General features: G+C 33.4%; 11 protein-coding genes. 1 reads left to right on the top strand and 10 read right to left on the bottom strand.

Annotation, left to right across the window (positions count from 1 at the left end):
* The 10 genes from ACYQ19_RS08260 to ACYQ19_RS08215 all read right to left on the bottom strand — a co-directional run bounded on the left by ACYQ19_RS08260 (position 1) and on the right by ACYQ19_RS08215 (position 14658).
* Positions 1 to 4899: an IPT/TIG domain-containing protein gene (locus ACYQ19_RS08260; RefSeq protein WP_459978953.1), complete on the bottom strand. Its 4899-nt coding sequence runs from the start codon at positions 4897 to 4899 to the stop codon at positions 1 to 3.
* An 8-nt stretch (positions 4900 to 4907) separates the two neighbouring features.
* Positions 4908 to 6509 carry a hypothetical protein gene (locus ACYQ19_RS08255; protein WP_459978952.1) on the bottom strand — a complete coding sequence of 534 codons (1602 nt, stop codon included), beginning with the start codon at positions 6507 to 6509 and terminating at the stop codon, positions 4908 to 4910.
* A 14-nt stretch (positions 6510 to 6523) separates the two neighbouring features.
* Positions 6524 to 7378, bottom strand: coding sequence for a CARDB domain-containing protein (locus ACYQ19_RS08250; RefSeq protein ID WP_459978951.1), 855 nt, complete (start codon positions 7376 to 7378; stop codon positions 6524 to 6526).
* Between the two features lie 209 nt (positions 7379 to 7587).
* Positions 7588 to 8352 carry an alpha/beta hydrolase gene (locus ACYQ19_RS08245; protein WP_459978950.1) on the bottom strand — a complete coding sequence of 255 codons (765 nt, stop codon included), beginning with the start codon at positions 8350 to 8352 and terminating at the stop codon, positions 7588 to 7590.
* A gap of 132 nt (positions 8353 to 8484) precedes the next feature.
* Entirely contained in the window at positions 8485 to 9264 is a 780-nt protein-coding gene (locus tag ACYQ19_RS08240; protein ID WP_459978949.1) for a thiazole synthase, read from the bottom strand.
* 103 nt (positions 9265 to 9367) lie between these two features.
* Positions 9368 to 10420, bottom strand: coding sequence for a branched-chain amino acid ABC transporter permease (locus ACYQ19_RS08235; protein WP_459978948.1), 1053 nt, complete (start codon positions 10418 to 10420; stop codon positions 9368 to 9370).
* On the bottom strand, positions 10420 to 11334 hold the full coding sequence (locus ACYQ19_RS08230) for a branched-chain amino acid ABC transporter permease (RefSeq protein WP_459978947.1): 915 nt from the start codon (positions 11332 to 11334) through the stop codon (positions 10420 to 10422). The genes ACYQ19_RS08235 and ACYQ19_RS08230 overlap by 1 nt, the downstream gene beginning before the upstream one ends.
* Complete coding sequence (locus ACYQ19_RS08225) at positions 11335 to 11763, bottom strand: PAS domain-containing protein (protein ID WP_459978946.1); 429 nt, start codon at positions 11761 to 11763, stop codon at positions 11335 to 11337.
* Position 11764: 1 nt separating this feature from the next.
* A complete protein-coding gene (locus ACYQ19_RS08220) occupies positions 11765 to 13435 on the bottom strand; it encodes an oxygen-binding di-iron domain-containing protein (protein ID WP_459978945.1) in 1671 nt (556 codons plus the stop codon).
* Positions 13436 to 13518: 83 nt separating this feature from the next.
* Positions 13519 to 14658 carry an ABC transporter substrate-binding protein gene (locus ACYQ19_RS08215; protein WP_459978944.1) on the bottom strand — a complete coding sequence of 380 codons (1140 nt, stop codon included), beginning with the start codon at positions 14656 to 14658 and terminating at the stop codon, positions 13519 to 13521.
* Positions 14659 to 14730: 72 nt separating this feature from the next.
* On the opposite strand from ACYQ19_RS08215, the gene serS reads away from it, so the two are divergent.
* Complete coding sequence (gene serS, locus ACYQ19_RS08210) at positions 14731 to 15981, top strand: serine--tRNA ligase (RefSeq protein WP_459978943.1); 1251 nt, start codon at positions 14731 to 14733, stop codon at positions 15979 to 15981.
* The last annotated feature ends 7 nt before the right edge of the window (positions 15982 to 15988 follow it).

Below are 15988 nucleotides of genomic sequence, written 5' to 3'. Positions count from 1 at the left end.
TTACCAATGAATATTGACTTTAAAAAACGCTGGTTTCAAACCAATATCTACCCCTACATTCGGAAAAGGTGAAGGAAAATCTATTTCCGCACCACCCAAAGCTATTATAGGATTGCAACATCCCAATTTAAAATAACCCAAAGCTCCTACGCCAACACAATGTTTTCCTAATGGTTTACCAAAATTTATACAGGCTTTTGCATGATAATTCTCATTGGCATACAATAAAAAAGAAAAAGGGTCATAATACATTTGATAATTTACTCTTGTATCTACACCTATTGAAGCGCAGTTTGCCCTTGATTTTTCACAAGATTTGTCACCTACACTACTAAATCCGTAATAAGAATGAAAACCGGCTTTAACGCCTTTTATATCAGTTCCGGCCATAAAATACCCATCACCCCTGAACATGAGCATTTTACAGGTTAGAGGATCATCTTCCGTTCCTACATGCAGATAATATGTGTTTCCGAGATATAAATCAACTTTTCCGTTTTCACCTCCTGTGGCATCTGCGGTTAATACCGGATTTGAATTATTAGGAAATGAAACTTGAGCACCTATTGTGCTTTGGAAATGGCTTTTATACACATATTCCATTTTCCCCTGTTTAATATCCACTTTTTTAAACAGTGTTCCTTTTATATCGTAAAAACCTACTTTGTTTTCCGATTTATTAATTACAAGTGTGCTTTGAACTTTTAATAAATTTTCATCCCCGACCATTACACCGGCTCCAAAAGCAAGACCAAGCCCATGACTCATACTCGGTTTTGAATTACAACCGGATCCTTTAACCAGGTCATCTGGATCAAAGTGATAACAGGCACCGCCTTTTATCATATACAAAAATACACTCGGGAAAATTGGTATATGGGCATTATCAAGCTTAGTATATATAAGCCAGTAACTTTTTCCTTCAAGCGTTCCGTATCTAAAAGTCCCTTCAACAGCGGGAGCACCCGGAAAATAACTTGTATTTACATGCGCGCTGAATGTGTCGCTCTCCATGGCACCGCATTCATCACCCGTCATATTCACACTCACACCTGCTAAATGAGGATACAGCGAAACATCGCTTTTAGGACCTAAAGGAGAGGTGTAAAACGCATAGCGTGCTTTTGAATTAGACCTTGTTATATAATTCAAATCTTTAAGCGTGCTTTTATTCATAGGTTTGCTTAGAGGATAACTTCTTGTAACAGGTTTGAATCTAGCCACTTTAAGTTCATCGGCAAGCAATGATCCTTTTTTACTCAAAGCATAAGTAATGTGTGTGGAAGTCTGGCTCCATTTTTCAAGTGTTAAAAACGCGTTGAAATCGGCATCTAATTTTTTTGCACTTCCGTGTTTGTGATACGATTTTAAAAGAACTTTTTCCACGTTTAAAACAGCCCCACCTAAATTGATTGTCTGATTTTTAAGCGATATCTGAATGAATGACGCATTGTTTTTACCGAATCCCACTGTTTCAAACATACTGAAAAACATATCGTTTATATCAACCGGTATTTTCTGCTTTCTGTCCCTGTCATAAAAAATCAGCGTGGCATCGGCAAACATTCCCATTTCTTTATCAACTTTTGCAAAACCTTTTATTTTTTTAATTCTAAGCTCCAAAGCGCCGTATTTTTCGACCGGTTTTTCACTGCTTTGAAGGTTTATTTCAACTTCCGTTTCTTTCTTGCTTGAAACTTTATAGTTTAATGTTACATCTCCGCCTTTTAATCTAACTTTAGGCCAAGGCATATCAATATAAAAGTTTTTGTATTTCGCTTCTAAATTACTGCCTTTCACCTCAACACTTATTGCATCCCAGCCTATTTTCCCTTCACCTAAAACATGTGAAAAAGGCTCTTTTTGATTAAATTTACCATTAAGCCCGCTGCCGTTTATAACCCAATGCCCAATAGGCAAAGAAAGCTCATTGGCCAAATTAAACGTATAAGGATAAAGTTTTCCTTCTTTAATGTTAATTCCAACCCATTTTCTGTCGGCTACTCCGAGATCACCGCCTTTTCCTTCTTTATGGCTTAAGTCTATGTCAACTTTTTGTGATGAGATATTAAACAGGCTCCAGCCTATTCTTGTTATAGGTAATGACAGATCTTTGATATATATATCCCCGTCGTAAGAAACTATTGATGATAAATCCTTCCATATTACGGGTTTATTGTTTTTTGCGCTATATAAAGAGTTGTCGCTTAGAGCATAGTCGGCTTTGATTTCTATTTTTCCGTTTAAATAGGCACTGAATTTTTTTATGGTGAGTTTTATACCCGCACTTGTGGTTACTGGTAATGAATTGTTTATTGAAAGGCTGCCTTTTTTGACCACAAGGTTTTTATCTACTTCCCAGTTTTCAAATTGTATCGACAAATAGTATTCACTAACCCCGTTATAAGAGTTTGCCAGACGAAACAGAACTTTACCCTCACCGCTGTATGTATTGTCGCTTTTTTTGAGATTTCTCAAATCAAATACCATTAAATATTTATTGTTTTTCACTGGATATAAAAACACGCATGGTTTATTTCCATTTTGTTTTTTAACATCATAATAGGCGTTTGCTATAAGCGCTTTTTCCTTATTTTTGCCGTTTTCTAGTATGTTATAAATACCCATTACGGAATAATCCATCATTTTCTGTGTCTGTTTTTTTAGGACTTCGGCTTTTACAGATATGTTATGTTTTTTGATCTCTTTTACAGGCAGTTTTGGAGACATTATGCTTAAAATCTCATCGATTGGTTTACTCCATGATTTCGGATCGTTATAATTTAAATTGTCTCTGTTAGGCGTAGGTCCCAGTTCGAAATCCTGCATTTGAACTTTTACCCCGTCCACAAACCAGGAAATTCTTACCACCCCTTTGCCGTGATAACGCAATTTAGCCACTGCAAAAAACGCTTTACTACAAGGTGTGACGGATGTGTGAGGGGTTTTATCTTTATTTAATAGCGAAGCGGCGTTAAAAGTTTTTAATTTTAAGCCTTTTTCGTTTTTTTCATCTGAAGAGAAATGGTCTATTTTTAAAGAAGTAAGTTTCAACGGTCCGTTTGCGTCAGGGTCTTTTACTATATAAACATCCAAAGGGTTGCAATATACTTCAAAAATCCTGTCACTCGCCGTTTGCATTTTTTCGATTTTATTTACAGAAGATACTTTAAACTGTTCAAAAGCGTCGCTTTTCACATTACCGGCTTTGGCATAATAATAAAATCTGTTTAACAGCGAAGCTTCGTCGTTTTGTCTGTTTCTTTTTGCAATTTGGGATGCTTTGCCAAGCTCTTCAACAGGCAATACATATACCCTGATTTTAAATCTTCCCGCTTCTGTGTAGGTATGCTCTTTTTTTAGACTGATAATTTGATTTATTCCGCTGTTGGTAATATTACAGCTTAAGCTGTTTTCCCCGCCGATATGTTCACAGGAAATTGCCGAATCTCTGTCATATTCGTGCAAATCAATAATATCATATGTCCCGTCCCCCCAGTCCACGACCAAATCTTTCGGGCTCCAAGGTGAGTTTTCCAGACTGAATTTACCGTATAGTTCAAGCGTGTCCCCGGGATAGAAATTTTCGCTGTTGCTTCCTTTTATCTTGGTGACGCTCAGCAGTTTGTTCCTTTCATCACAAACTGTCCCTGTAGGTGCTTTTCCCATTCTTAAGACTTCAAATTTCGATTCGCCTATTTTTACTATTGCAATTTTTTTGCAGCCTTTTATATGTTTGAAAGCTTCAACCTTCCAAAAAAGAAACCTTGCACCAGGATAGTTTTTTACATAATAACCGAGTTTGTATTTTTCCGGATTTTTATTTTCATCATTTTCAGGTGTAAAATTAGCTGGGATATGTTTGTATAATTCATACAGCTGTGCAGGTGTTAGTTTTAAAGAACCTCTGCTGTCATTCGATTGTATTATAAATGATTTTATTCTTTTTTTATCCACCGTATAAAAAGAAACGATATAGTATGCAGGCTCGATATTGTAACCAGCCGACCATTTAAGCTTAAGCTGATCATCTAAAAACGGAATTGCACCCCTCATTATCCCGGAATGAATTTTTTGGCTTGTTCCGGTATCTTCTATACTGGTTACATACTTTTCAAGTGATTGCGGTTCCAAAGCTATAGTTACGATTTTTTCTTCTTTTTTTTCACTTTCACATTGAAGCTTTATGTTTTTAGGGATTTTTATAGGACCCACAAACCAAACGTGTGCGTTGCTTTTAAACCACTCTGAACTTTCAGGGGGTTTAAACAGAATCGCCGATACATCAACATCCGTTTTTTCCGGAACGTTTAACTTAAGCTTGATTGTGTCTTTAGCGATAAATTCAACAGAGGTTATTTTTATTTTTTCAGATTCAAGTGAAAATTTAAGATTGTTTGTAAAATTCGTTCCTTTTATAATTATTTCGGTTTTGCTGTTTTTTAGAATCCTGTCCGGTTTTACGGAAGTAATAAACACGGGCTTAATATCAAGTTTTGGTATCTCTTTTTTAACAACCCTTACCACTTTTAAAGAGAGCCTGTAAGCTTTTCCGATTTCCGGCTCAAAACTCCATTCCCACTCTTCATTACCTTTTGCTATATGCCAGCTTTTCCCCCCGTCAACAGATACGGCAACACGCAATTTACTAACCGGAACATCTTTTGAGTTGCTTTCCAAAATACCCCTTATTACGACTTTTCCGTCTTCGAGATCTTCCGGATAGAAAACTATTTCCTCCTCATCTAAAGAATCGAATTCCCTTCCGTTAATAGTAATATCATCAATATATCCATCTTTTTGGGCATTTACTATTTTGGTAACTTCGGTTGGGCAGGTGTTTATATTAGCATACAGTGAAGAGAAAAAAATAAAAAAAATGAAAAGTATTTTTTTCATAATAACCCCTATCGGCTGCTGAAGTTAAAAACATACGATAGTCTTGCTTTATACTCGTCGTAACTGGCGCTTGGAGTATTTTCTATATCGTTATGTTTTTTTTCAAGTAACAACCTTACAGATTTTGTCCCTTTATTATTCAATTTGTAATTAACTCTTGCCTGATAAGAAGAATATTCGCTGTTTTGGCTCATTTCCCTGTGGGCAAATTTTGAAAGATAATTCATAGCAAATGAAAGTCTAGAATTATGATTGTAACTTACATCAACTTTAACCCCGTAATTTTTATCTCTGACATTACTTTGTTGGATTCTGTTATGATTTAAAGTTATATTTAATGTGTAATATTTTTCTTTTGAAATTCTTTTTTTATATCCTACACCCACTCTTAAAGATTTTGTAATATTTGCCGTTGAATTATTGTCATTGGCATTGCTGTAATCTAACCCAACCATATATTTCCAACCGCTTTTTTGTCTTAAGTTAAACGTTATTCCAGCTGTTTTTGTATTACTATCTTCACCTCGTCCGTTTATATCCATATTCGAAAATTTAATATATACATTGGATCTTTTAATACTTTTGGGTCTGTATTTAAAAGATATATGCTCATACGCAGTTCTTTTTGTTCCGTTTAAATCATGGTTTAAATTATCCCTTTTAAATCTAAATCCAAACCTTGAAGTCAGCCTATTGGTTATTCTCCAGCTGTTAGCATTTTCAAACTGCTCCATGTCTTTATTTGTTCCGCCCGTTAAGGATATGTAATTTGGCGAAATTCTTGTATATATAAAATTGCTTCTCAATTTTCTTAAAGAAGGTTTTGTCATTAACTTAATTTGTAAAGCTGTATGGGAAGACATAGGCTTATTATTTCTTATATCATCCGTAGCATTTGAAAGTCCAAATCTACCTTTTAACGTAAAATACCTATTAAATCTCCATTTGCTGTGAATTCCGAATGCAATACCTTTTTTTCCGTTTATAGTTGTATTTGTTTCATCGCCTGTAGATAAATCATCTTTATATACAGAAGCTACAAAAGCAATCTCTTGAGAGCGCTTATTTATATATTTTGCTTCAAAAGCTCCACTATATCCATTAGGTTGCTCATTTGGAACACTCTGCATTAATTCTTTCCATGTGGCTTTTTTTACACCTCCTATAAATACATAATTCCATGTTTTATGTTTTTTAGGTGAAGTGTATGTTGCTTTTAAACCTTTTAAACTTCCACCAAACACATAAGGATTCATTGAAGCGGCTACATCCCCTGCTTCAAGATACCATATATCGTTTTTTATAAAAGAGTGAAAATATAATAAACTTGTCCCGTCTTTTTGTATATTGTTATCATTGGTAGCCCTCCCTTTTATTTCAATTCCGGCTTTTGCATTTTTAATAGGCCCCAAAAACCTAATCATTAATTCCTGATTATGGGTAAAACCTTCCTTTTGAGCGTCTTGAGAGTTTGAACCGGTAACATTCACAGATTGAACATATCCTACAAGCCTTCCAAAAAATGTCCATTTTTCATTATTGTCTTTATTATTTTTTGCAAAGCCCGCCATTATAAAAACCATTGATATTAAAAATATTATTTTTTTCATACTTTTTACCTTTATTATGGCTCTATTTTTACTTCATTATTTTCTTCATTTGACTCTTCAATTTCATTGTTTGGATCAACTTTCACGATAATACTTGTTCCTGAGCAGTCTAAATTATCATGATCTTCCCATACTATTTGAGAGCTTATTTCACCAGGTGCCAAATCAGAATAATATGTTCCGCTTTTAGATGTATCCCCCATTCCTCCCAAATGATTAGCCAACCACTCGATAGCTCCTGCGTGTGTAGCCACAGAACCAATGTTTTTCAAATAAAATTTAATACGAACATATCCGTCCATATCCTCACAAGAAACATCAACAACCGTTAAATCAGGAAGATTGTTCTCTTCTGGCACTTCCCCTGCAATATGTGGAATTTCTTCTTTCCATTCGGCCAAACTATCACCCCATAATACATTTCCGGCAAGTTCAATTAATTTATATTTTCCATTAATCTCATCAAATAAAAATCTAGAATATCCTCTTTTTACAAGTTCTCTTGTTCCGTTTAAATATTGATACCTTTTTACCCATTTTACGTATAAATATCTTTTAATTCCATCTGAGGTTATTTTGTCAATCCAATAATCAAAATCCAAAATTTCGTATGTTCTGAAATCATTTTCAATCGCCTGTTGAAAAAGCATATAATCTTGCAAAAACCTGTCTTCACTAACTAATGAAAAAAAGCCGTCTTCATTTTCGTCTTCGTAATACTGCATTAATTCTTTAAAAACATTTTTAACTTTATCATCTCTACTTTGATTTAAAACGACGATCGTTTTATCATAATCACCCTCACTATATGCTAAACTTCCAATTAACAATAAAATAACCACTAAAAAACTCTTAAAAAGCTTATTCATTTTTTCTCCTTTACATAGTGTAACTCAACAAAAACGAAAAGATATAACGCAGCCCTTGTTTCATTATATCACATTTATACTTCTATTAATCTTAATTTAATAAATTATTAATATAAACATTACTTTTATACACACTTTATAAGAAAGTTGATTATTTTAATGAAATAAATTTATTAAATTTTTTGAAAGAAAAAAGAAGAGAATTTTTATTAATCTTTAAGAAGTTTGTTTAAGATTTTTTCAATATTGCCATATTCATAAATATATCCGTGTTTAACACCGCTTATTATAATTTTTTTATTTAAATTCGGTATTTTTTTCATTAAGTTATCAATGTTTTTTTGAGGAATGATATCATCGTTTTCAACCAGCAACACATTTACGGGTGCTTTTACATTTTTTATCCATTGAATTTCTTTAAATTTATATTTAACCAGTTTTTCAACAGGTAAAAACGGGTATTTACTTTTTGCAACGCTTACAATCGAATCAAAAGGTGTTATCAGAATAAGTTTTTTAATTCTTCTTTTAGATGCCACAAATGCCGCTATAGCACTTCCTAAACTTCTTCCTATGATTATTTCGGGTTTATATCTGTCAAATATTTCAAGTGCATATTTAAGTATGCATTTTTCACAGGGCTTCCCTTCGCTTCCGGCATAGCCGGGATAGTTAAATCCAATAAAATTGTAATCTTTAAGTTTTGGCGCTATTGTGTCAAGAAATTCTATTACATTGTTTGCGTTTCCACTGAAATATAAAACCAAAGGCAGATTATTTCCGTTTTTAGTATAAGCACCTTCTAACACTATCCCGTCAGTTGTTTTAAAAAATATTTTTTGGGCTATTTTAGGCTCAACAGGTTTAGCCCATTTTCTATTAAAAATTTTATTCTCCTGGGTTACATACAAATATATGACTGCCCCGAAATATAATAAAATACCGCTTAATAAAATTAAAATCAGACTTTTCATTAATATCCTTAATGTTTATTTAAAATTGTATCTTAATATTATACTCATATTATACAATTACTTAATACAAGTGTCTGTCACCAAATCATAAAAATCAAATTTTTTTTAATTAAAAAGGCAAAAAGCCTTTTATTAAAATTCAATTAACCCTTCAAGAGGAGAACTCGCAGTAGCATAAGGTTTTTTAGGAATTCTTCCAGCTTTGTATGCCATTCTTCCGGCTATTACCGCATGCTTCATAGCTTCTGCCATTGCTATTGGATTTTTTGCTTGAGCTATTGCCGTATTTGTAAGAACCCCGTCAGCCCCAAGTTCCATTGCAACAGCCGCATCACTTGCAGTCCCTATTCCAGCATCCACAATTACAGGCACGTTTACAGCATCTTTAATAAACACCACATTATATCTGTTTTGAATACCTAGCCCGCTTCCAATAGGTGCGGCAAGAGGCATAACCGCATGTGCTCCAGCGTTTTCAAGTCTTTTAGCCATAATCGGATCGTCATTCGTATAAGCCATAATCGTAAAATCTTCTTTTGCCAAAATTTCACAAGCTTTAAGAGTTTCCATTACATCAGGATAAAGTGTTTTAGCAGTGTCGCCTATAACTTCAAGTTTAATTATATCTATACCCGTAGCTTCTCTTACAAGTCTGAAAAGCGTAATTGCTTCTTCGGCAGTTGTGCATCCAGCAGAATTTGGAAGAATTTTTACATCAGTATCTTTGAAATAATCCATTAAATTTTCTTCATTCGGATCCATAATATTTACACGTCTTACAGCCACCGTAATCATTTCAGCACCGCTCGCTAGAGTCGCATCCCTTGTAGTCTGAAAATCAGGATATTTTCCGCTTCCTACTATAAGTCTGCTTGTAAATTCATATTTTCCTATTTTTAAAATATCACTCATTAATACTCCTTGTATTTCAGTAATTTGTTATTGGTATATTGGTTTTATAATTTTACACCCGACCAGCTTATGCAAGTCGTGCAAGTTTTCTTACTTTATATTTTTACTTTCCTCTTTTCACTTTTATGTAATCCCAAATTTCTTTATCACCAAACAAACCTTTTCTTGCAAATAGCATAATTCCCAAAAGAATCAAACTAAACACAACCATTCTAAGACCTGGTATTCCATGCACAGGTCCGATAGACCACGTCGCGTCATCAAGAGGTCTTAATACTTCCATACCACCGATAAACAGAAGTGTTCCAAGAATTGCCCCACTCATACTTCCAAGTCCACCTAAAACAATAATAATTAGTAACTGGAATGTCAGCATAAATGTAAACTGATCCGGAGAAATAGACCCAATTGAACTAGCCAAAAGTCCACCACCTACACCTTCGAAAAACGCACTAGTCATAAAGGCTAATGTTTTTGTTTTAAATGTATTTACACCCATTGCTAGAGCGGCATCTTCGTCATCCCTTACCGCTTTCATCGCACGCCCGTATTTTGAATAAACAATATTATACACAAGCACTATCGTCACAAGTGCCGTAAAACCAATCCAAAAGTAACTCGCAAACCCAGGAATACTATCAAGTCCCATAGATCCGTTTGAAATCTCAGGATTGTTGATTAAAAATATTCTAATTATAAATCCAAAACCAAGTGTAACGATTGCAAGATAATCACCTCTTACCCTAAATACAGGAAAAGCTAGAGTTAATGCTACAAGTGCGGAAACTATACCACTTATAATCAATGTAAAGAAAGGATTAGGCAAAAATATGTCCCTGATAAACGGATAAGGATCTGCAATCATATACATATCAGCCTTTATTTCGGGACTCAACATTAAAAGTGCAGTCACATACGCACCAATAGCCACAAATCCGTTAGGTTCAAGTGAAAACTGCCCCGTTACTCCGTTTATAAGATTGTAACTTACAGCTAAAATTATAAATATATACACGTTACCCAAAACGGTAATCGTATAATCGTTAAAAAGATTAGGTGACACATATAAAAACCCTAAAAACAAAGCCGTAACAATTCCTATAATTCCGAAATATTTTATTGCACCCATATTTTTCATTTTTGCCTTTTCCATCATTAAAACCTTTGTCTTTCAAAATCTATACCCATAATACCAGTAGGTTTAAACAGAAGCACGAAAATTAAGAAAATAAACGCAAAAGCGTCTTTCCATCCTCCAAGTTCCGGAAAAAATCCCGGAATCGCAACTTCTGCAAAACCTAAAATAAATCCACCAATTACAGCACCTGTTACACTTCCGATTCCACCAACAACAGCAGCGGCAAATGCTTTAAGACCAACAAGCATACCCATATATGGATCGATGCTCGGATACGCCATAGCATAAGCGATTCCACCTATCGCAGCCAAAGCACTACCCAAGGCAAACACGAAAGCAATAATTTTATTGGAATCCGCTCCCATTAATTTAACGGTTTGGATATCAAAAGCAAGCGCCCTGATTGCAATACCTACTTTCGTTTTATATAAAATAAACAACACTATTCCCAATAAAGCCAGTGTTAATATAGGAACAAGTATCGTTAATACAGGAACCGTCAATGAACCCATATGAATGATATGAGAAAACCATTTAGGAAAATAAAACGCCTGATAAGTTCCGCCTAAATACTGATTGGCAATAACATTAAAAAGAGATTCTAAGAAAAATGAAATACCGATTGCCGTAATTAAAAGAGAAATTTTAGGTGCGTCTTTATCCAAAAGAGGTTTATAAGCACTCGCATACGTCAATATACCAACACCTGCGGTAAAAATAATGGCAAATAATACAGATACGTAAAAATTCAGTCCCATAATTTTAAAAAAGATAAATGCCATAAAAGCACCTACCATCATAATGTCACCATGTGCGAAGTTAATAAGTCTAAGCACTCCATAAACCAACGTATACCCTATTGCAATCAGTGCATACATACTTCCAAGGGAAAACCCGTTTACAATCTGTTGCAATACAAAACCAATGTCCATTTACTTTTCCTTTTTTTTCATTTCTTTATACAATTTTTCATGTTCCCGTTTTACATCCTCACTTACTTTTCTTCTAGCAGAAATAAATCCGATTATAGCATTATTTTCATCTTTTATAGGCATAATTGTAGCATCTACCCAGTAATATTTTCCATCTTTTCTTAAATTTTTTACTATTCCGTTCCATTCTTTACCTTGCAGTATTGTATCCCACATTTCCTCAAAAATTTTCTTTGGCATATCTGGATGTCTAACAATACTATGTGGACGACCTTCCATTTCACCTTTTTTGTAACCTGAAAGAGCTCTAAAAACAGAATTCGTATAAATAATTTTCCCCCTAATATCTGTTTTTGAAACCACAGGTCTATTATCTTGATTTACATCTTCAAATCTAACTTCCTCGTCAATTATTTTCATGTTACTCATTTTATCCCCCCTTTTCACAAATTACTTTATTTCTTCCTTGTTTTTTTGCAAAATAAACTTTTCTATCTGCTTTTAATATCAAATCTTCGACATTTTCGTCATTATCTACCGAATATTCACATACCCCCGCACTTATAGTGAATTTTATATTTTTTTTATCACAAAAATTATGTTCTTCAACCAGTTTTCTAAAATTTTCAAGTTTTTTACATGCATTATTTGAATCTGTAAAAGGCATAATAATAAAAATTTCTTCTCCTCCATATCTTGAAACAATATCAGATCCTCTAAAATTACTTTTTAGAAGCTCAGCCAATTCTTTTAATGCGCAATCTCCTATAAGATGTCCATACGTATCATTAATTTTCTTAAAAAAATCAATATCGATCATTGCTACACTTAACGGAAATTTATATCTTTTTGCTTCTTCAATTTTTTGTGTTAAAAACTCTTTCATATATTCTCTATTATAAAGTTTTGTTAAAGGATCTGATATTGATTTTTCATAAAGTTTTTTATTATTATCTTCTAATTCCCTTAAAATAAGTTCCTTTTCCAAGGATATAGCAATAGGAACTGCTATTTTATTTAAAAGCATTTCTAAAAGTTTTTTATCTTTTTTATTTATATTTTTATTTATAATAATATAAATATCACCTATTTTCTTGTCATTTTGCAATAACACTTTTTTATAAGAATAATTTTCATCCATATGATCTATTTCAACAATTTTATGATCCTCACCAAATGAAAAACAATGTTCTACCTCAGATAAAGGAGATATCCCACAAATTTCAATTTTTTGAATGGAAGGAATTACGTTTTTTATATTATCAAAAAGATTTCTTAAAACTAAATTAAAAGAACTTAAAGACACCGTATCTTTAAAAAATTTTTTTAAAACTTCATCAGTTTTATTCAAAATAAAAAGATCACTTTCATAATCATCAAGAAGGTATAATCCACATTCTAAATCTTTTAGCTTTTCTATAAGAGGATCTATCAGTTCTTTCTTAATTATTGAGCCATGTTGAGGTGCTATCATCAAAGGATGTTTTTTTTGAACCTGTTTTAAGGCATGATGTAAAACCTCTTTGCTTGGCATATAATGCTTATGAAAAGGTTTTGCCGCTTCAAAGTAATCATCCACATCTTTAGCAAAAAGTGAAAACTCATCAGTAAGCCCACCAAATAAATCACTGGAAAAAAGAATACCGGTTTTTTTATCATAAGTGCAAAAAGCACCAGGAAAATGCGCATAAGGGGTAAAAACAAATTCAAGTTCTCTTTTTCCAGCTTTAAGTTTCCAATTATGCTGATCTATTAAATAAAAAGGGGTTTCCCACATATAATGTTTTAAAAGCATTTCAGTCCGCCAATGTGTAACAATATATCTTTCCCCTTTTGGCATTATTTTTTCAAATGTAGAATAACATCCTACAATATCAGGATCCTGATGATGCATAATAATATATTTAATATCTTTTAATTCAATCAAAGAAGTCAATTTTTCAAGAACTACAGGGAAAGTTATCATACTTCCAGGATCAATGAGAATAGATTCGCTTCCGTTTTTAATCAAATATACATGACACTGGAATGGGTCATCCGGTATTACATATCCTATCCAATATACGTCCGGTGCAATTTCTATTGGTTTACTAAAATCCATTTTACCTCTTTATTAAAATAATAAAAACATTAAAAAGCACCTTAATGCCGTTTAATGTTTTCACTCCCAAAAGGGAGAAAAAATTAAGGCTTGATAAGTTCTTTAAATACAACTTTTCCGTCTACGATTTCTTCAACAACCGCAGGTTTGTTGATTGGGTTACCGGTTTTAGGATCAATTGTTAAATATCCAGTAACAGCTTCAAGGTTTTTAGTATGTCTAATTGCGTCATTGATACATTGTTTAAATTGAAGATTTGTTTTATTTGCTTTTGTGTCACATTGTTTGATTGCGTTATAGATTAATAAATATCCATCAGCACCAGTTGCTGCGAATGCGCTCGGTAATCTTCCGTATTTTGCTTTAAATTCTTTAATAAATTCTTTTGATAATGCAGTAGGCGCTTTTGCAGGGTCAAAGTGATCAGTATACATTACACCATTAGCCGCTTTTCCAGCAAGTTTTTTAAGAAGTGCAGGGTCAGCAATACCATCACCACCCATTACTGGAGAATTTACACCAGCAGCTCTAAGCTGTCTTACAAGAAGTCCTTCTTCAGGCGCATAGATTGGTGTATAAATAAAATCAGGATTTAACTTTTTAATTTGTGCTACTTGAGCGTTAAAGTCTTTATCACCACTATTTATAAATAGTTTTTTAAGAACTTTTCCACCATCTTTTTTGTATGCTTTTTCAAATGCTTTAGCCAAACCTACAGAGTAATCTTGTTTCATATCAAATACGATTACCGCAGTTTTAAGATTATGTTTTAATGCATATTTAGCAGCAACAGTTCCTTGGAAATCGTCTGTAAAACATGCTCTTGTTATATATTTGCTTCCTTTTGTAACTCTTGGGTTTGTAGCAATTTGAGTAACTGTAGGTGTTTTAGTAGCACCAGCAAATCTTTTAATAGATAAGCTCATAGAACTAGCAAGAGGTCCTTCAACAGCCACAACTTTTTCACCACTAACAAGTCTTTTATACCCGTTAACAGTTTGAACTTTGTCAAATTGTCCGTCAACTACAACTAAAACAATTTTATCACCATTTGGTAATGTGCTGTATTTTTCATGAACAAGTTTAATACCATCAAGTGTTTTTTGTCCAAATGATGCAATAGGCCCTGTTAAAGGTTGTAAAATACCCACTTTAATTTCTTTTGCCATTAATGTGCTAGCAACTAACGCACTAAGCCCAAGTGCTAATAATTTCTTTTTCATTCACGCTCCTTTTATGTTAAAATTACCCAAGTATTATACCAAAAATGAAATTACTATAAATAAAGGGAATTAATGATTGATTTAAAGCTGTTGGAAAAAGATTTTGAGCAAGTTTCAAACCGATTAAAATTAAAAGGCGTTGATGAAAAAAGCCTTGAAGAAATCAAAAATTTATTTAAAGAAAAAAAAGAATTAAAAACACAACTTGACAAACTTTTAGAACAAAGAAACACTTTATCCAAACAAATTGGTAGTTTAATGAAAAATGGCGAGAAAGAAAAAGCTGAAGAGATTAAAAAAGAGGTAAATAATTTAAAAGAAGAAATATCTTCTCTTGAAGAAAAATTAAAATATATTGAAGAAACCTTATCACAAAAAGCACTTATAATTCCAAACATTCCCGATGAAGACGTTCCAATCGGAAAAGATGAAAATGACAATGTTGAAATTAAAAGAGTAGGCGATGTTCCGGTATTTGATTTTGAGCCAAAACCTCATGACGAACTAGGTGAAAAACTTGACTGGCTAGATTTTGTAAGGGGAGTTAAACTAGCAAAAAGCCGTTTTACTGTTATGAAAAAAGATGCGGCAAGGCTTGAGAGAGCACTTATTAATTTCTTTTTAGACCACAACAGAGAATGGGGCTTTGAAGAGGTTTATGTTCCTTTTATGGTAAACAAAGAGACAATGACCGGAACAGGGCAGCTTCCAAAATTTGAAGAAGATTTATTTAAAATTGAAGATGAAAATTTATATCTCATTCCAACTGCAGAAGTTCCCCTTACAAACCTGTTTAGAGATGAAATAATAACCGATTTGCAAAAGCCTATCAAACTCACTGCATATACGCCTTGCTTCAGAAAAGAAGCGGGAAGTTACGGAAAAGATACCAAAGGTATTATAAGACAACACCAATTTGACAAAGTGGAACTCGTAGCAATAACAAAACCGGAAGATAGTGATAAAATGTTTGAAGAAATGGTTGCATGTGCCTCAAGCGCTCTTGAAAAACTGGGTCTTCCATACAGACAATTAATGTTATGCACGGGAGATCTTGGATTTAGTGCGGCTAAAACGATAGATTTAGAGGTATGGATTCCTTCTCAAAACAGATACAGAGAAATAAGTTCTGTTTCAAATACAAGGGATTTTCAAGCAAGACGCGCAAAAATCCGATATAAAGAAGGAAAGAAAAACAGATTAGTCCATACTTTAAACGGAAGCAGTTTGGCAGTCGGAAGAACACTTGTAGCCATAATGGAAAATTACCAGACAAAAGACGGCAACATTCAAATACCGGATATACTTAAAAAATATTTATAAGGTAAAT

The organism is Nautilia lithotrophica (genome assembly GCF_054656815.1).
Note: the sequence above shows the minus strand (reverse complement) of the source record. Positions and strands in the feature narration are given on the sequence as shown.